Source organism: Sphingomonas sp. (assembly GCF_965248875.1).
Lineage (GTDB): Bacteria > Pseudomonadota > Alphaproteobacteria > Sphingomonadales > Sphingomonadaceae > Sphingomonas.
The window spans coordinates 333,426-350,655 of record NZ_CBDFKR010000003.1; the positions used below are offsets into that span (position 1 = coordinate 333,426).

Below are 17,230 nucleotides of genomic sequence, written 5' to 3' on the forward strand. Positions count from 1 at the left end.
CGTGACCTAGCGCGGATTGAGTTGCGACGGAACCGCGATCATGGAGGTCGGATGCAGGAGCGGTATCTCGGCGATGTCCACGACTTCCTTAAATATGCGTTGCTTCGCCATTGTGCGGCGATGCTCGGGAACGCTGTCGGGCTGAACTGGTATTTGACGCATCAGGATGCGGTCGATCCGGCCGGGAACGGCGACGGACGGCAGCGGCGCTATCGCGACGACCCGTCATGGGCCGGGACCGACGATGACCTGCGCGCAGGTCTGGCGAAGTTCGATGGCGGTCCGCTGGCCGCCTTCGAGACCGGGGGCGTGCTGCCGGCGGGCACGTTGTTCTTCGGCGAGCCGGTGCCGTGCGGTGATCGCAGCATCTGGCATAGCCGTGCGCTGGCGGCGCTCGCGGGGGCGGGGCTTGTATTCCTCGACCCCGACAACGGCTTTGCCGTGCCGTCGGCGACGCGGCGCAGGCTGCCGAAATATGCGCGGTACGAAGAGGCGGCGGCCTATCTCGATCGCGGGCAGGCGCTGCTGGCGGTCCAGTTCGCCCGGCAATGCGATGTGACGGCGCGGGCGCGTGCCAGCCGCGCCGCATTGCTGGCGGCAGCGCGCGAGGCCGCCCCGCTGCCCGTGCTGCGCTGCCGCGTCAGCCCGACGATCCTGATCGTCGGCGCCGCCCCGCCGTCGGTGGCCGAGGCGGTGCAAGCGGCGATGATCGGCTTCGCCGGCAGGAACGTCGCCAGGTTGTCGCTGATCGACTGACGAGCAGCCGCGATTGCAGGATGGCCCGGCAGCCTGCATAATCCTCCGGATGAGTGACCAGGCGGACGTGCCGCAGCCCGCGGCGGTGGAACAGGTCGGGGTGGCGGCGACGTTCCGCTATTTCGACTTCGTCATGGCGGCGTTCGTCGCGATCCTGCTGCTGTCCAACGTGATCGGCGCGGGAAAGCGCGCGGTGGTTGACCTGCCGTTGATCGGGGCGTGGCCGTTCGGGGCGGGCATCCTGTTCTTCCCGGTCAGCTATGTGCTCGGCGATGTCCTGACCGAGGTGTATGGCTACGCCCGCGCCCGGCGGTGCATCTGGGCGGGGTTCGCGGCGATGCTGTTCATGGCGGCGATGAGCTGGATCGTCGTGGCGCTGCCGCCGGACCGCGGCTGGACAGGTCAGGCGGCCTATGAGGCGGTGTTCGGGCAGGTGCCGCGCATCGTCTTCGCGTCGATCGCGGCATTCTGGGCGGGCGAGTTCGTCAACAGCTATGTGCTGGCGCGGATGAAGGTCGCGACCGGGGGCCGTGCCTTGTGGTCGCGGCTGGTCGGCTCGACCGTGTTCGGCCAGGCGGTCGACAGCCTGATCTTCTACCCCCTCGCATTTCTGGGCGTGGCGGGGTGGACGCCGGGCAAGGTGGCGCAGGTGCTGGTCACGCAATGGGTGCTCAAGGTCGGTTGGGAGCTGCTGCTGATGCCGGTCACCTATGCGGTAGTGGGGTGGCTGAAGCGGCGCGAGGGCGTGGACGTGTTCGACCGCGCGACGGACTTCACGCCCTTCCGCGCGCGGGTCTAGGCAACGGCCGCCAACAGGCCTTCGAACAGCCGCCGCCCGTCGCTGCCGCCATGCGCCGCCTCGGTTCTGCGTTCGGGATGGGGCATTAGGCCGAGGACGTTGCCGGCGTCGTTGAGGATGCCGGCGATGCCGCGCGCCGAGCCGTTGACGGGCTCGGCATAGCGCAGCGCGACCCGGCCCTCGCCTTCGAGGCGGTCGAGCGTGCCGGCATCGGCGGCGTAGTTGCCGTCATGATGCGCGACGGGCAGATGGATCGTCTCGCCCGTCGCATAGCCGGACGTGAAGGGGCTCTGCGCATTTGCGACGGTCAGCGCGACATCGCGGCAGACGAAGTTGAGCCCGGCGTTGCGCATCAAGGCGCCCGGGAGAAGCCCGGCCTCGGTCAGCACCTGAAAGCCGTTGCACACCCCCAGCACCGGCACTCCGCGCCCCGCCGCCTCGACGACCGCACGCATGACCGGCGAACGCGCCGCGATCGCGCCCGAGCGGAGATAATCGCCATAGGAAAAGCCGCCCGGCACCGCGACGAGGCCGATGCCGCCGGGCAGCGCGGTCTCCCGATGCCAGACCATCGCCGGCCGCGCCCCGGTCACCTGCTCAACCGCTACCGCAAGATCGCGATCGCAGTTCGAGCCGGGGAAGACGATAACCGCAGTCTTCATGCGCGTTCCACGCGGTAATCCTCGATCACCGTATTGGCGAGGAGCTCGCGGCACATCCGGTCGACCGCGGCGTCGTCGGTATCGTCGCGGACGTCGAGTTCGAGCAGCTTGCCCGCGCGGACGTCGTTGACGCCGCCGAAGCCCAGCGAGCTGAGCGCATGCTGGATGGCGCGGCCCTGCGGATCGAGAACGCCGGGCTTGAGCGTGACGATGATGCGCAACTTCATGGCTAGGCCGGGCTCCCGCTGATGCGCGGCGCTATGCCGCCGGGAGCCAATGCGGGCAACCTTTACCGCTTGCTAACCCGCGAGGCGGACCGTCGCGGCGGGTGAGTCGGGGCGTGGGGCGTCGATCACCCGTCAAGGAGCGTCATCATGGCCGGTATCGCCATGGCCCTGTTCATCGCGTTGTTCGCCTGGGGATCGACCTATTTCGGCTGGGACGATCCGGGCGGCAAGGTCTCGCTGTCGCTGTTCGCGAGCTTCGTGTTCGGCATCATCTGCGGCTACCGGGTAAAGTCCTAGCCGCAGACCAGGCCTTCCTGCCGGGCACTCCCTATCGGCCGGTCACTTGCCGCGCCGCTTGCGGTGTGATTCCAGGTCGAGCACCGCATTGTCGCCGCCCTCGGGCAGCAGGCCCAGACGCCGCGCGACCTCCTGATAGGCTTCGACCTCGCCGCCCAGGTCGCGGCGGAAGCGATCCTTGTCGAGCTTCTCGTTGGTCGTCATGTCCCATAGCCGGCAGCAATCGGGGCTGATCTCGTCGGCCAGGATGATGCGGCTCCAGTCATTCTCCCACAGCCGCCCGAACTCCAGCTTGAAGTCGACCAGCCGGATGTTCACGCCAGCAAACAAGCCGCACAGGAAGTCGTTCACGCGGATCGCGAGGTCGGCGATGTCGTGCATCTCCTCCTGGCTGGCCCAGCCGAAGGCGGCGATGTGCTCGTCGGTGATCATCGGATCACCGAGCGCGTCGTCCTTCAGATAATATTCGATGATCGTGCGCGGGAGCTTCGTCCCCTCCTCAATGCCGAGCCGTGTCGACATGGTGCCCGCCGCGACGTTGCGGATGACGACCTCGATCGGCACGATCTCGACCTGGCGGATCAGCTGTTCGCGCATGTTGAGGCGGCGGACGAAATGGGTCGGCACCCCGATCAGGTCGAGCATCGTGAAGATGTGCTCGCTGATCCGGTTGTTGAGCACGCCCTTGCCGTTGATCGTGCCCTTCTTCTGCGCGTTGAAGGCGGTGGCGTCGTCCTTGAAATACTGGATCAGCGTGCCCGGCTCTGGACCCTCGTAGAGGATCTTGGCCTTGCCCTCGTAGATCTGCCGGCGGCGCGCCATGCTCTTGTCCTCTGAACAGCGAGCGCCCCGGCGGCGCGGACGGCAGCCGGGGCGGTGTCGCGGCGCTATAGGGCTGGGTGCCTCCGCGATCAATCGGCCGGGGCGGCGGGACCGATCGGCACGCGGCGTCGACGCCAGGCGGCGCGCGCGCGCAGGAACGCGAAGATCGCCAGACCGATCGCCAGCGCCGGGGGACCGAAGATCGCCAGGATCGCCAGCACCACCGTCAGCGTCGCCTGCGCCGAACCGACCGCGGTGTCCAGCGCGCTGGTGAACGGCGCCGAGGTGTCGAACCCGCGCACCGCCGGGCCCGAGCCATAGGTGAAGGTGACGGGCGTGGTCGCGAGGCTGGCGCGCGCCGCCGCGCCCGTTTCGGCCGCGGCGGCGACCTGGCGGGCGGCCTCGGCACGCTGGTTCTGCAGCTCGGCGCGCTCGCTGCCGGTACGGGCATGGGCGATCAGCGCGTCGAGGCGGCGGACCTCGTCATCCGCGGCCGCCCGCTGCTGTGTCGCGGTGTCGACCACGGCGCCGGCGTCGGTGCCCTCGATCGACGCCGCAATCAGCGTGCCCTGCGCCGCCTCGATAGCCGCAATGCCGTCCTTGCCGAAGCGGCGGGCGAGCGTCGGATCGAGCTTGAAATCCAGCTCGCCGCGCTTGTCGTTCTCGCCGACCAGCGTGAAGTGCATGCCCGTGATGCGACAGCGCGCGATCCCGAGCCGTTCGCAGGCTTGGGCGTGCGCTTCCTGGACCGCCTCGATGCGGCCGGAGGGGAGGCGGAAGCCATAGCGGTAGGTGAAGGCGACGCCGGGTGCAGCGGTCACCTCGATGCCCGGCGCGGTGATCGCCGCGGCCGCGCGGCCGGCGCCGTCGGTTGGCGGAGCGACGTCGAAGGTCTGCGTCTCCCGCGCGGGCGGCCCGGACGACGTTGCGGAATCCGGCTCTTCCCGGCGCGAGCACCCCGTCAGCGCCAAGCCCGCCATGCCGATCAGCATCCACCGCATTACGACCTCCACGCCGTTGATCCGGAAAGTCTACTCAGGCGATAGGATTACAGTCAAGCCACATTGTCGCCACATTTCGCCTGAGATCAGGTGACGGCTTGCCGTTGCGTGTAGCGCGGATCGCGCCACGGTTCGCTGTCCAGCACCTCGCCGAGCAGTTCGCCCGCACGGTCGACGTCGGCATGGCCGAGATAGAGCGGCGTCAGCCCGAGGCGGAGGATGTCGGGCGCGCGGAAGTCACCGATGACGCCGTGCGCGATCAATGCCTGGATGACCGCATAGGCATGGGGGTGACGGAAGCTGATATGGCTGCCCCGCCGGGCCGGGTCGCGCGGGGTGACACAGGTCAGCTTCAGCACGTCACCCACAGCGGCGAGCCGATCGAACAGCTGCGCACTCTTGGCCCAGACCTGCGCGCGGTCGACGTTCGCCCACAGGTCCAGCGAGGTCTCCAGCGCCGCAAGCCCCAGGATCGCGGGGGTGCCGGTCAGCCATCGCTTCATACCCGGCGCAGGGGCATAAGCGTCGGCAAAGTCGAACGGCTCGGCATGGCCCATCCAGCCGGACAGCGGGTTGTGAAGACGCTCCTGGTGTGCCTGCCGGACGTAGAGAAAGGCGGGCGCGCCCGGCCCGCCATTGAGGTATTTATACCCGCAGCCCACCGCCAGGTCTGCGTCGCTGCCGTTCAGGTCGATCGCCACCGCGCCCGCCGAATGGCTGAGGTCCCACAGCACCGGCGCACCGGCGGCATGCGCCGCGGCGGTGAGCGCGTCCATGTCCCACCGTTCGGCGGTCTTGTAGTGGATGTGGGTGAGCAGGAGGACGGCGGTGTCGCCGCTCAGCGCAGCCTCGACCTCGCCGCGCGGCACGGCGTGAAGGCGCGCGCCGGGGACTGCCTGCGCCGCGCCCTCGGCGATGTGGAGATCGGTCGGAAAGTTGCCCAGCTCGCTGACGATCGTGCGGCGGTGCGGGTCGAGGCGCAGCGCCGCGACGAGCAGCTTGTAGAGGTTGGCGGAGGTCGAGTCGCCGACGATCACCTCGTCCGGCCGTGCGCCGATCAGCCCGGCGAGCTTGGCCCCCACCCGTTGCGGCGCGTCGATCCACCCCTCGTTCCAGCTGCGGATCAGCCGCTCGCCCCATTGCCGCGCAACCGCGTCGTCCAGCGCGGCGGGGACGGCGCGGGGCAGGGGGCCGAGCGAATTGCCATCGAGATAGATAACGCCCTCCGGCAGGGTAAAGAGGCCGCGGATGGCGGCGAGCGGGTCGGCGGCGTCGAGCGCACGCGCGTCGTCCGCGGTCATGCGGCCGGTCACCGCCGCAGCGCGGCGAGGATCAGCCGCTTCGCCTCTGCCCAGGCCGCCGTCTCCGGCGCGATCAGCTCGACATGGCCCGTATGCGCGACGGTGTGGAGCGTGACGCGGTCGCCCGCCGCGCGCGCCTGCGCGACATAGCCGGTCGCCAGCCGCATCGGGATGATGCGGTCTTCGCCACCGTTGACGAGGTCCTGTGCGATGCCGAGCGGCAGCAGGCGCGGTACGCTGGTATCGGCAAAGTGCCCGGCGGTCAGCTGCGCGATAACCTCCGTGCCGCAGCCATTGTCGTGCGCGGCGGCGGTCGCCTCCAGATCGGGCAGCCCGCCCAAGCTGATGACGTGCGCGATCGGCAGCGGCTGCGCGATACGCAGCGGGCTGTCCGCGGGCAGGCGTTTGCGGCCGGCAAGCCACAGCGCGAGATGCCCGCCCGCGCTGTGCCCGACCGCGACGACATGACCGGTGTCGAGGTGGAAGCGCGCCGCGCTCGCCGTCAGCGCATCGGCGGCCGCCGCCGCGTCTTGGAACGTGCCCGGATAGCCGCCGCCCGGCCGGTCGACGCCGCGATAATCGATATTCCATACCGCTACGCCTGCACTGCGCAGGTCGGCCGCGATCCAGTCCATCAACGTCCGGTCCGCGATCGACGTCGTCCAGCAGCCGCCATGCACCATCAGCACCACCGGGTGCGGGCCGCGCCCAGCGGGAAGCCAGACATCGACCTTCTGATACGGATCGGTGCCGTAGCTGACGGTGGCGTCGGCATGCGGGCGCGGTCGGGCGATGAGGTCCGGCCAGGTGAGGAGAGGGCCATCGACCGGGCGTATGGCGATCGCCGCATAACCGAGCAACGCCGCCGCGGCGACGGTCAGGAAGAGGCGAAGGTGCATCGGCTCGACCTACCAGCCTTGCCGCCGCATACCAACTGGCCCCCGCTGCCTAGGCAGCGGCCGCCGCCGGGTTATCCCACAATCGGCGTTTGGCGGAAATGTGGGATACATGGCCTCATGGCCGTGCAGCCCTTTTCCGACGAACAAGCGCGGACGCTTCGTCATTCATGACAATTGGTGGCGGGGCATGGCGTTGTCACGACATGCCACGCAGGGCGACATGCAGGACGTGATCGTCACGGACTCTGTACGGCGGCCGGTCGCGCCGCCATCGCGGTTACTCTCGCTCCTGCGCCGATTGAGACCGAGCGACACTGACGGTCGAGTTCGAGATCGGCGACGCCGCGCCCTGACCGACCGACGATCTGGAACGGTTGTGGAACGAAGGCGCGCTCTGCTAGCGGACGGCGACGATGCCCACCGACACCACCGACCCCTTCGACGCGATCGTCGATGCCCCCTTCGATTCCGCGCTTTCCGAGCGCTACCTCGTCTATGCGCTGTCGACGATCACCGCCCGGTCGCTGCCGGACCTGCGCGACGGGCTGAAGCCCGTCCATCGCCGGCTGCTCTGGGCGATGCGGCAGCTGCGACTCGATCCGGCCAGCGGCTACAAGAAGTGCGCGCGCGTCGTCGGCGACGTGATCGGCAAGTTCCACCCGCATGGCGATGTCGCCGTGTACGATGCGATGGTCCGCCTCGCCCAGGATTTCTCGCTGCGCTACCCCTTGGTCGACGGACAGGGCAATTTCGGCAACATCGACGGCGATAATCCCGCCGCCTACCGCTACACCGAGGCGCGGCTGACGGCGGTCGCGATCGACCTGATGGCGGGGCTGGACGAGAACGCCGCCGATTTCCGGCCAACGTACAACAACGAGGAGGAGGAGCCCGAGCTGTTCCCCGGGCTGTTCCCCAACCTGCTCGCCAACGGCGCGGCGGGGATCGCGGTCGGAATGGCGACCAGCATTCCGCCCCACAACGCCGCCGAGCTGCTGGACGCCGCGATGCTGCTGGTCGACGATCGCGCGACGACCCTTGCCTCGCTGCTGGCGCATGTGAAGGGACCCGATTTCCCGACTGGCGGCGCCGTCGTCGACTCTCCCGCGGCGATCGCGGAAGCCTATGCGACGGGGCGCGGCAGCTTCCGGGTGCGCGCCAAATGGACGATCGAGCGCGAGAAGGGCGGCGGCTGGCAGATCGTCGTCAGCCAGATCCCCTATGGCGTTGCCAAGGGCAAGCTGATCGCCGAGATCGCAGCGCTGATCGAGGATCGCAAGCTGCCGATCCTGGGCCATGTCGACGATCATTCGGACGCCGATATCCGGATCGTGATCGAGCCCCGCAGCCGCACGGTCGACCCGCAGGTCCTGATGGACGGGCTGTTCCGGATGACCGAGCTGGAGACGCGGTTCAGCCTCAACCTCAACGTCCTCGATGCGCAGCGGACGCCGCGCGTGCTTGGGCTGCGCGACGTGCTGGCGCAGTGGGTCGACCATCAGTTCATCGTGCTGACGCGCCGGTCCGAGCACCGGTTGCAGCGGATCGCCGACCGGCTGGAGCTGCTCGGCGGCTATCTGATCGCCTACCTCAACCTCGACCGGGTGATTGAGATCATCCGGACCGAGGACGAGCCCAAGCCGGTGATGATGGCCGAGTTCGGGCTGACCGACCGGCAAGCGGAGGCGATCCTCAACATGCGGCTTCGCTCGCTCCGGCGGCTGGAGGAGATGGAACTGACCCGCGAGCGCGACGCGCTGACCAAGGAACAGGGCGAGCTGGAGGCGCTGCTCGCCTCGCCAAGCAAGCAGAAAGCGCGGCTGAAGCGGGACATGAAGCGGCTGCGCGACAAATATGGGCCGGAGACGGCGCTGGGCGCGCGGCGGACGGTGATCGAGGAGGCCGCGCCGACGCGCGACATCCCGCTGGAGGCGATGATCGAGCGTGAGCCGATCACCGTGGTGCTGTCGCAGCGCGGCTGGATCAGGGCGATGAAGGGGCATGGCGATCTCGCCACCCCCGAGCTGCTCAAGTTCAAGGAGGGCGACGGCCCCGCCTTCGCGTTCCATGCGCAGACCACCGACAAGCTGCTGCTGGCGACCGAAAACGGCCGCTTCTTCACGCTGGGCGCCGACAAGCTGCCCGGCGGGCGCGGGTTCGGGGAGCCGGTGCGGGCGTTCGTCGACCTCGACGGCGATGTCGGTATCGTGACGCTGCTGCCGGCGCGGGCCGGCGCCAGGCTGCTGTTGGTCGGGACCGATGGGCGCGGGTTCGCGGTGCCGGTGGCCGACGTGCTGGCCGAAACGCGCAAGGGCAAGACGGTGATGACGCCCCGCCCGGGTGCGAAGCTGAAGGTGGTCCGGCCGGTGGGGGCGGCGGATGATTACGTCGCGGCGATCGGCGACAATCGCAAGATGCTGGTCTTTCCACTCGCCGAACTGGCGGAAATGAGCCGCGGACAGGGCATGCAGTTGCAGCGCTACCGCGACGGCGGGCTGTCGGATGCGATCACGTTCGTCTTTGCTCAGGGGCTGAGCTGGCCGATGGGTGGTGACAGCGGGCGGACCCGGAACGAGGCGGATCTGGGGCCGTGGCGCGCGGCGCGCGGGGCGGCGGGGCGAATGCCGCCGACCGGCTTCCCGCGCGATAACCGCTTCAGTAATCTGGAGTTTTGACGCGCCCTTAACGGTCGCCACGCTAGGGCGGAGGCATGGCCGCTGCCGTCGCCTTCACGATCACGCCCGAGATGCTGGAAATGGGCATCGAGTTGGTCCCGGTGCCCGCGGCGCACCTCATCCGCCTGGAGACGGGGTGGCAATTCGAGGCGTTCAACCGTGCTTACCGGCTGACCGGGCTGGGCGTCGTCGCCGATCGATCGGTGATGGTCGGCGCTCTGGCGGCGCAGCTCGACGTCTTCAAGGCCGGCGATCTGCGCAACATGGAGTTCGACTGGTCGACCGAGGACGGCATCGGCGGGCGGCATTATCGGGTCGGGCTGGGCAGGATTTCGACCAAGACGCGGCGCTGCACCGTGACGCTGCTCGATCAGACCGCGCGGCTGGAGTCGGAGCGGTCCCTGCGCCGCGAGATGACCACCGACAGCCTGACCGGGCTGCCCAATCGCGAAGGGTTCGGCGACCTGCTGGAGACGGCGTCAGCGGCGGGCCAGCGGTTCGCGGTGCTGGTGATCGATCTGGTCAGGTTCGGACGGATCAATGCGTGCATGGGGTCGCTGGTCGGCGACGAGCTGCTGATCACGGTCGCGCGGCGGATCAAGGGGGCGCTGCGTGCGCGCGACGCGCTGGCGCGGATCGGCGGCGACGAGTTCGGCGTGATGATGCTGGTCGACGCCGATGGCGATGAGGCCGATGCGCTCGCGACCCGGATCGTTGGCGCGTTGCAGGCGCCGTTCCGGCTGACAGACTTCGAGATCGGCGTGGAGTGCTCGATCGGCATCGCGATCGGCGCGGAGCATGATGGCGCGGCCGAGGGCGGGGATGATGCGGAGGCGCGAATCGACGGCGCCGAGTTGATCCGTCACGCGCAGTTCGCGGTCAAGCGCGCCAAGGCGACCGGGCATGTCGAGACCTACCAACCACGGGCCTTCTCCGTCGCGCGCGCGCAGTTCGCGATGGAGACGCAGTTGCGACGTGCCATTGAGGAGCGGCGGCTGCGATTGACCTATCAGCCGATCTGCCACCTCGGATCGGGCCGGACCGTCGCATTCGAGGCGCTGGCGCGCTGGCGGGGCGAAGATGGGCGCGATCACTCGCCGACCGCCTTCATCCCCGTGGCCGAGGAGTCGGGACTGATCGTGCCGCTCGGCCGCTGGGCGATCGACGAGGCGGCGCGGACGCTGGCGGGGTGGGACGCGCAGGCGCGTAAAGGGGGAAGGCCCGATTGCGGCGTCAAACTGGCGGTCAATCTGTCGGCCATCCAGCTGCAGCGCGACAACGTCTCGGCCGTGCTGGAATCGGCGCTGGACGTGACCGGGCTCGGCGGCGACCGTTTCACGCTGGAGCTGACGGAAAGCGCGATCGTCGGTGATCCCGACGGCGTCGCGCGCGCCATGCATGCGCTGAAGGCGCTGGGCACGACGTTGGCGATGGACGATTTCGGCACGGGCTATTCGAATCTCGCCTATCTGCAGCAATTGCCGATCGACATTCTCAAGATCGACCGGACGTTCGTGACCGGTATGCTCGCCGATCGCGACAAGGTCGCGATCGTGCGTGCGGTGCTCAGCCTGGCGCAGGCGCTGGGCAAGCAGACCACGGCGGAGGGCGTGGAAACCAACGCGCTGGCGCAGACGCTGGCGGCGCTGGGCTGCACCTTCGGCCAGGGCTATTATTATGCCCGCCCGCTGGAGGCGTCGGCAGCGTGGCGGATGATCGCGTCCACCACCGAGTCGGCGATCGACTCGACGCGCGGCTGAGCCGGAAACTTCTCGGCGATCCACTGCTGTTCGACCTGCCTCAGCGCCGCTGCCACGCTGGGCCCGGCGATCAGCCCCCGCGCCACCAGCGCACCGCCGGTCAGCGGCAGGCGCGGTATCGCCCAGTCGAGCAAATCATGCGGCGCGTCCACATCGCCCCGCAATAGCTGCCGGTCGATCGCCGCCTCGCGGCCAACGCGATAGGCGTCTTCCCGAGGATCGCCCGGCCGCTCGGTCGCCGCCAAGATCAGCCGCCGCCGCTGCGCCTTCGAAAGCTTCAGCCGTGCAGCGATCGTCTCGCCCAATGCCGGATCGCGCGGGAGCAGCGCAGCGAGGCGGCGTACCGGGTCGGGCGCGATGCCGGCGCGTGCTTCGGCGGCGGCGAGGCCGGTCAGCCGCCGCGCATCCGCGATCTCCGGCAGCACGGGCGTGAGGATGCCGTGCGCCAGCATCAGCGTGACCGTTGCCACGGCGCCAGGCGCGACGAGCAGCTTGAGCAGCTCGGCGGCGATCCGCTCGCGCGACAGCGCCATCAGGTCGTTGGCGCGCGCGACGCAGGCGGCGAGGGCGTCAGCGTCCGGCTCCTCCCCGAACCGCGCGTGAAACCGGAAGAAGCGCAGGATACGCAGGTGATCCTCGGCGATGCGGCGGTACGGGTCGCCGATGAAGCGGACGCGCCGCGCGGCAAGATCGTCCAGCCCGCCGAAGAAGTCCGTCACCGCGCCGGTCGGCGGATCGGCGTAGAGCGCGTTGATCGTGAAGTCGCGCCGCGCCGCGTCCTCGTGCCAGCTGTCGGTATAGGCAACCACCGCGTGCCGCCCGTCGGTGCTGACGTCGCGGCGCAGCGTCGTGACCTCGACCGGCACCCCCTGTGCGACGGCGGTCACCGTGCCATGCGCGATGCCGGTCGGGATCGCCTTGATCCCTGCGGCTTTCAGGCGGCGCACGACCTCCGGCGGGGCTAGCGGGGTGGCGAGATCGATGTCGGAGACGGGCAGCCCCAGCAGCGTGTCGCGCACCGCGCCGCCGACATAGCGCGGCCCACCGCCAGCGGGCCCCAGCGCCGCGACCAGCGCCGCCAGTCCCCGCTGACCCCGCCAGTCCGCATCGGGCAGGACCCTCATCGCTCCGGCGGCCACCGCAGCCGCCGCGACAGGTTGACGATCATCGCGGCGGTCGCACCCCAGATCCTGATGCCCTCCCAGTGCAGTTCCCAATAGCGCCGGTTCACGCCGCGCCAGACCATCTCCGCTTCGACCTGGTTGGCGGGATCGAGCAGGAAATCCAGCGGCACCTCGAACACCGCGGCCACTTCCGCCTCGCTCGGCCGAAAGGGGAGGTCGGCGGGGATGGCGGCGAGGATGGGCGTGACGGCGTAGCCGGTCACGGTGCGATAGCGGTCCACCGCGCCGATCACCGTGATCGCGGACGGCGCCAGGCCGATCTCCTCCTCCGCCTCGCGACACGCGGCGGCGACGGCGTCCTCGCCCGGGTCGAGGCGGCCGCCGGGAAAGGCGACCTGCCCGGCATGCCGGCGTAGCGTATCGGTGCGCCGGGTCAGGATGACGCCCGGGCGCGGCCGGTCCGTCACGGCGACCAGCACCGCGGCCGGCGTCAGCGCGTCGTCGGCGCCGGCGTCGAGCCCGACCTGATCGCCGGTCAGCAGCTCGGGCGCGGTATCCTCCCCGCCGGCAAGCGCGGCGCGCAGGCGGTTGGCCACGGTCATGCAGGGGTAAGGGGGAAGAACGCGCCGTCGCTCCATATGCCCGGCGGATTGGTGTCGTTCGCCAGCGCGATCTCCGCCAGCTCGTAATATAGCGGCCGTGCGACCAGCGCCTCCAGCCCGCTGCCCACCGCGCCGCGCACGTGGAGATATGGCCGCGGCTCGTCGGCCGTGCCCCCAAACCGCAGCGGATGCCCGGTCCCGGCGGTGACGAGATCGCCGGTGTTGAGGCGGAAGGCGAGGCGCGCGTCGGCGCCGTCGCCCTCCGCCTTCATCTCGACCGCGACGAAGGGGGCGTCCTCGACCGCGATATCGAGCTTTTCCATCGGGGTGACGAGGACAAAGCCGCCATCCGGCTCCCGGCGCAGGATGGTGGAGAACAGCCGCACCATCGCCGGACGCCCGATCGGCGACTCCTGATGAAACCAGGTGCCGTCGCGCGCGATCCGCATCTCGGAGTCGCCGCAATGGGTCGGGTTCCACCGCTCGACGGGGGGCAGCTTCTGCTCGGCGACAAGCTGCGCCACCTCGGCGAGGCTGAGGGCGGCGAGATCGGGGAGCGGCGCCATCGGCATGGCGCGCGCGGTAGGGGAGGGGCGGGGTGGGGGCAAGCGCCGGGCGTCAGGCCGGGCCGAGCGTACCCGCCCCGGCCGGGACCGCGTCGCCGCGCGCCAGCAGGCGGTGGCGCTCGACCGGCCCCGGCAGCCGCCAGCCGCCGGTCCGCGCGGCCGTGAAGCCGAAGAAGCGGCCGTAATATTCGGGGTCGCCGATCAGGATCAGGCGGTCGTCGAGCCCGGCACGGACGGCGGCGGCGAGGGCATGCTCCATCAGCAGGCGGCCGATGCCGTCGCGCTGACGCGCGGGCTCGACGGCGACGGGGCCGACCATGACCAGCGGCACGCGCGCTCCCGCATCGGACGTGAAGGCGACCGGCCAGCACTGGATGCTGCCGATCGGCGTGCCGTCCTCCACCGCGGCGAAGCTGAGCGCCGGGATGGCTGCGGCCTGCCCGCGAACCTTGTACGCCGTGCGTCCGCGCCGCGCCGGTTCGAAGGCGCGATCCAGCAGGGCGTCGACGATGGCGGGATCGACGGCGGCGAGCGGCACGAGATCGGTCAACAAGGTGTTCCCGCAGGTGAAAGGGCGCGCGCTGTAGCGGCCGCGCGGGCGATGGCAAGCGTATTGCCCGGTCCGGACAGGAGCGTAGCGAGGCCAGCCGTCCTGCTCTACAGGGGCCCGCCATGGACGATCGCCTGACGCTCAACGTGCACGATCTGGAGGTGCAGGTGCTGACCGGCATCTATTCGGAGGAGACCGGCGCGACCCAGCCGCTGCGCATCTCGCTGTCGGTGGAGATCGATTGCCCGCGTCAGTTCCTGCCCGATACGAAGCTGGCGGCGTCAAAGAACTATCTCGACCTGAAGCATGCCGCCACCGCCGCGCTGCCCCCGGGGGTGCACTTCACGCTGATCGAGGGCGTCGCGGACCACATCTGCGAGACCCTGTTCCTGCAGGATCGCCGCGTGCGCCGGGTGGAGGTCGCCATCGTCAAGCTCGCGATCGCGGAAGCGGGCGAGCGGATCGGGATCACGCTGGTGCGCCACCGGCGGTAGCCGCCGCGTCCAGGTAAAGGGGTGAGATCAACTTCGCGTCCGCCCGCACGCGCCCAGCTGCGCGAGCACGAAGGCATAATCCTCCGCCGCCCTGATCGCGTCGTCCGCGGCCAGCCCCGCGATGCTGGCGCCGGGCAGGCGCGGGGGCAGGACGCAGGCAAGGCGATACCAGAGCAGCGTGTCGCGCGGCGGCGGGGCCGCGGCATCGTCGACGATCTCTGATAACGCCACCGCCCAGCGTGGCCGCTCCCCCGGCCGGCGCAGCACCGACAGCGACACCGGGCGGCTGTCGGCGGTCTGCAAAAAGACCTGCGTCTCGCCCTCGCCGGGCAGCGCGCCCGCGACGTGGAACGCCTGACCGACGCCGGTGACGCGCGGGGGCGCGGCCGGCGCCAGCACCTCGCGCGCGATGCTGCGAACGCGCGTGTCGAGATCCGGCGCCCAGCCAAGCTGCGCATCCGGCGCGACGAGCTGGAGCTGGCCCGGTGTCGCCGTCGCGCGGGCGAACAGCAGCACGCGCGCCTTCTTGAAACGCGGCATCCGCCCGCGCGCATCAAACGCGGCATCGTACAGCCAGCCGACGCGGGGCGGCAGGCCGCCCGCGCCGCGGATCAGCGCGGCGACGTCCGCTTCCATGTAGAAGCGCACAAAGCCGGGTCGCACGCCCACCGCGTCGGCGCCCTTCAGCTGCACGGTCGAACGGATCGTCGCGTCGGCGATGACCGGCGCCGCCAGCACCAGATCGGCGACGTCCGCATAGGGCAGTGCGGGGGGCAGGGCGGGGCGCAGAGCGACGGGGGTGGCGCCCGAAACCGGCGGAGACATCTGCGCAGGCGCGGCGGTGGCGGACAGCGCAAGCGCGGCGAGCAGGGGGCGAGGCGTCATGGCGTCAATGTTATCGCGACGGCGATGAACCGCCAACAACCACCTGGGCAATGCAAGTGCCGACGGCGCATACCCGCTGTCACACAGGTTACACGGTGAAAGCGTTTGCACGGGGCGAGGCGCGGCGATACACGAATCACACGGCACGGGATACAACATCCCAGCCGACGCGTTTTCAGGGTGCGGACTCCACTTCCGTCATTGTGGAGGGCGAGCGTTCAAGGGAGAGCAAGAGCCGGATGGCCTACGCTGATCGTGACACAACCGGCAACCGCTTGGTGGCGATCTTCGTCGTCTGCCTGATCGTGGCGGGCGTCGGATACGCTTTTGTCACCGGCCTCGCGATGGACTTCGCGAAGAAGGTGAACAAGAACCTCAACGTCTTCGACGTGGCGCCGCCGCCGCCGCCGCCGCCGCCCGAGCTGCCGCCGCCACCGCCGCCGGAGGAGCATCTGCAGCCGCCGCCCGTGGTGTCGCCGCCGCCGATCGTGCAGACGAACCAGGCGCCGCCGCCGATCACGACCGTTGCGACGCCGCCGCCGGTCTATGTGCCGACGCCGACCGCGCCACCGCCGGCGCCGCCGGCGCCGCCGCCTGCGCCGCGCGTGTCACAGGCTGCCGGTCTGCGCGGAGACCCCGGCCGCTTCTTCGGGCCGGACGCCTACCCGCCCGCGGCGCAGCGGGCCGGCGCCCAGGGCCGCGTCGTGGCGCACCTGTCGATCGGCACGGACGGCCGCGTGACCGACTGTTCGGTGTCGGCGTCCAGCGGCAATTCGGACCTGGACGAGACGACATGCCGCATCGCCCGCAGCCGGGTGCGTTTCTCCCCGGCTAAGGACGACAGCGGCAATCCGATCACCTCCACGTTCACGCTTCCCGTGCGCTGGGTGCTGCCGCAAGACTGACGCTCGACCTGCCTGACCGGCGGGTATTCGGCCCGTCACCACCAATTACAAAAGGACCGACCCGATCATGCCCATCACCTTCCTCACCGCCGCCGGGAACGCCGCCGGCGCCGCCAATGCCGAGCAATACGGCCTGGTCCCCGCCCTCAAGGCGGGCGGCCTGATCTCCTGGACCACCTTCAGCATCCTGGTGCTGTTCCTGGTCGTGTCGCTCTACATCCTCTTCACCAAGCTGTTCGAGCAGCAGAAGATCCGGTCGCAGGCCAAGCGCATCCGTCAGGGCTTCTGGAACTCGGCCAATCTGCGCGAGGGTGCGGCGAAGCTCGACAAGAACTCGGCCTATCGCCAGATCGTCGACGACGGGCTCGCCGCGCAGGAGCAGCATGGCAAGCTGACCGATCCGGTCGAGGCGCATGACTGGCTGCACGGCTCGCTGGCGCGCTCGGAAGCGTCGATCAATTCGCAGCTCAACGCCGGTCTCGCGTTCCTGGGAACGGTCGGTGCGACCGCGCCGTTCATCGGCCTGTTCGGCACCGTGGTCGGCATCTATCGCGCGCTGCTCAACATCGGCGCTGCGGGTCAGGCGTCGATCGACAAGGTCGCGGGCCCGGTCGGCGAGGCGCTGATCATGACGGCGCTCGGCCTGGTCGTCGCGGTTCCCGCGGTGCTCAGCTACAACTGGCTGCAGCGGCGCAACAAGTCGATCCAGGAAGACCTGTCGGCCTTCTCGAACGATGTGCTGGGCTTCCTTGCCTCGAACGGCGCGGTGAAGCCGGCGGTGCGGATGGCGCCTGCCACCGCGACCGGTTCGAACAAGCCTGCGGCTGCGGCGCCCGCCCGGGCCAGCCAGGGGTCGGCGACGTTCGGCGCGACCGGCAGCACGCCCAACAGCAACTGACGACGAC

19 protein-coding genes are annotated in these 17,230 nt (G+C 70.0%); 8 read left to right on the forward strand and 11 right to left on the reverse strand.

Features of this window, described 5'->3' with window-relative positions; translation table 11 throughout:
* The first annotated feature begins 51 nt into the window (after positions 1-51).
* Together ACP2AD_RS01920 and ACP2AD_RS01925 are read left to right on the forward strand one after the other, a co-directional pair.
* Positions 52-756 (forward strand): hypothetical protein, encoded by a 705-nt coding sequence (locus ACP2AD_RS01920; protein ID WP_425228383.1) that lies wholly within the window; start codon positions 52-54, stop codon positions 754-756.
* Positions 757-805: 49 nt separating this feature from the next.
* Positions 806-1,555, forward strand: coding sequence for a queuosine precursor transporter (locus ACP2AD_RS01925; protein WP_425228384.1), 750 nt, complete (start codon positions 806-808; stop codon positions 1,553-1,555).
* Here ACP2AD_RS01925 and purQ read toward each other — a convergent pair.
* Together purQ and purS are read right to left on the reverse strand one after the other, a co-directional pair.
* Positions 1,552-2,217: a phosphoribosylformylglycinamidine synthase subunit PurQ gene (purQ, locus tag ACP2AD_RS01930; RefSeq protein ID WP_425228385.1), complete on the reverse strand. Its 666-nt coding sequence runs from the start codon at positions 2,215-2,217 to the stop codon at positions 1,552-1,554. The two genes, ACP2AD_RS01925 and purQ, sit on opposite strands and share 4 nt — an antisense overlap.
* A complete protein-coding gene (purS, locus tag ACP2AD_RS01935; RefSeq protein ID WP_425228386.1) occupies positions 2,214-2,444 on the reverse strand; it encodes a phosphoribosylformylglycinamidine synthase subunit PurS in 231 nt (76 codons plus the stop codon). The genes purQ and purS overlap by 4 nt, the downstream gene beginning before the upstream one ends.
* A gap of 147 nt (positions 2,445-2,591) precedes the next feature.
* On the opposite strand from purS, the gene ACP2AD_RS01940 reads away from it, so the two are divergent.
* The gene (locus ACP2AD_RS01940; protein ID WP_425228387.1) at positions 2,592-2,741 is read left to right on the forward strand and encodes a hypothetical protein; all 150 of its coding nucleotides are present in this window, start codon (positions 2,592-2,594) and stop codon (positions 2,739-2,741) included.
* Positions 2,742-2,783: 42 nt separating this feature from the next.
* Here the strand turns inward: ACP2AD_RS01940 and purC are convergent, their stop codons facing one another.
* The 4 genes from purC to ACP2AD_RS01960 form a co-directional block, all read right to left on the reverse strand.
* Positions 2,784-3,563 carry a phosphoribosylaminoimidazolesuccinocarboxamide synthase gene (gene purC / locus ACP2AD_RS01945; RefSeq protein WP_425228388.1) on the reverse strand — a complete coding sequence of 260 codons (780 nt, stop codon included), beginning with the start codon at positions 3,561-3,563 and terminating at the stop codon, positions 2,784-2,786.
* Positions 3,564-3,652: 89 nt separating this feature from the next.
* Positions 3,653-4,564: a hypothetical protein gene (locus ACP2AD_RS01950; protein ID WP_425228389.1), complete on the reverse strand. Its 912-nt coding sequence runs from the start codon at positions 4,562-4,564 to the stop codon at positions 3,653-3,655.
* Positions 4,565-4,650: 86 nt separating this feature from the next.
* The gene (gene kynU / locus ACP2AD_RS01955; RefSeq protein WP_425228390.1) at positions 4,651-5,865 is read right to left on the reverse strand and encodes a kynureninase; all 1,215 of its coding nucleotides are present in this window, start codon (positions 5,863-5,865) and stop codon (positions 4,651-4,653) included.
* An 8-nt stretch (positions 5,866-5,873) separates the two neighbouring features.
* Positions 5,874-6,764, reverse strand: a complete 891-nt coding sequence (locus ACP2AD_RS01960; RefSeq protein ID WP_425228391.1) for an alpha/beta hydrolase — start codon at positions 6,762-6,764, stop codon at positions 5,874-5,876.
* Positions 6,765-7,177: 413 nt separating this feature from the next.
* Between ACP2AD_RS01960 and parC the strand changes: the two genes are divergently transcribed.
* Both parC and ACP2AD_RS01970 read left to right on the forward strand, forming a co-directional pair.
* The gene (parC, locus tag ACP2AD_RS01965) at positions 7,178-9,439 is read left to right on the forward strand and encodes a DNA topoisomerase IV subunit A (RefSeq protein WP_425228392.1); all 2,262 of its coding nucleotides are present in this window, start codon (positions 7,178-7,180) and stop codon (positions 9,437-9,439) included.
* A gap of 35 nt (positions 9,440-9,474) precedes the next feature.
* Complete coding sequence (locus ACP2AD_RS01970) at positions 9,475-11,199, forward strand: putative bifunctional diguanylate cyclase/phosphodiesterase (protein WP_425228393.1); 1,725 nt, start codon at positions 9,475-9,477, stop codon at positions 11,197-11,199.
* On the opposite strand, the gene ACP2AD_RS01975 is transcribed toward ACP2AD_RS01970, so the two are convergent.
* The 4 genes from ACP2AD_RS01975 to ACP2AD_RS01990 are packed head-to-tail and all read right to left on the reverse strand — an operon-like array spanning position 11,115 to position 14,041.
* Positions 11,115-12,323, reverse strand: coding sequence for a CCA tRNA nucleotidyltransferase (locus tag ACP2AD_RS01975; RefSeq protein ID WP_425228394.1), 1,209 nt, complete (start codon positions 12,321-12,323; stop codon positions 11,115-11,117). The two genes, ACP2AD_RS01970 and ACP2AD_RS01975, sit on opposite strands and share 85 nt — an antisense overlap.
* On the reverse strand, positions 12,320-12,925 hold the full coding sequence (locus ACP2AD_RS01980) for a CoA pyrophosphatase (protein WP_425228395.1): 606 nt from the start codon (positions 12,923-12,925) through the stop codon (positions 12,320-12,322). The genes ACP2AD_RS01975 and ACP2AD_RS01980 overlap by 4 nt, the downstream gene beginning before the upstream one ends.
* Complete coding sequence (locus ACP2AD_RS01985; protein ID WP_425228396.1) at positions 12,922-13,497, reverse strand: DUF1285 domain-containing protein; 576 nt, start codon at positions 13,495-13,497, stop codon at positions 12,922-12,924. Before ACP2AD_RS01985 ends, ACP2AD_RS01980 begins: the two co-directional genes overlap by 4 nt.
* Positions 13,498-13,543: 46 nt before the next feature.
* Positions 13,544-14,041, reverse strand: a complete 498-nt coding sequence (locus ACP2AD_RS01990) for a GNAT family N-acetyltransferase (protein WP_425228397.1) — start codon at positions 14,039-14,041, stop codon at positions 13,544-13,546.
* 122 nt (positions 14,042-14,163) lie between these two features.
* Between ACP2AD_RS01990 and ACP2AD_RS01995 the strand changes: the two genes are divergently transcribed.
* Complete coding sequence (locus ACP2AD_RS01995; RefSeq protein WP_425228398.1) at positions 14,164-14,535, forward strand: dihydroneopterin aldolase; 372 nt, start codon at positions 14,164-14,166, stop codon at positions 14,533-14,535.
* A 27-nt stretch (positions 14,536-14,562) separates the two neighbouring features.
* Here ACP2AD_RS01995 and ACP2AD_RS02000 read toward each other — a convergent pair whose 3' ends face one another.
* Complete coding sequence (locus ACP2AD_RS02000; protein ID WP_425228399.1) at positions 14,563-15,420, reverse strand: hypothetical protein; 858 nt, start codon at positions 15,418-15,420, stop codon at positions 14,563-14,565.
* Between the two features lie 239 nt (positions 15,421-15,659).
* Between ACP2AD_RS02000 and ACP2AD_RS02005 the strand changes: the two genes are divergently transcribed.
* Complete coding sequence (locus ACP2AD_RS02005; RefSeq protein ID WP_425228400.1) at positions 15,660-16,325, forward strand: energy transducer TonB; 666 nt, start codon at positions 15,660-15,662, stop codon at positions 16,323-16,325.
* A 67-nt stretch (positions 16,326-16,392) separates the two neighbouring features.
* A complete protein-coding gene (locus tag ACP2AD_RS02010) occupies positions 16,393-17,223 on the forward strand; it encodes a MotA/TolQ/ExbB proton channel family protein (protein ID WP_425228401.1) in 831 nt (276 codons plus the stop codon).
* Positions 17,224-17,230 lie beyond the last annotated feature (7 nt).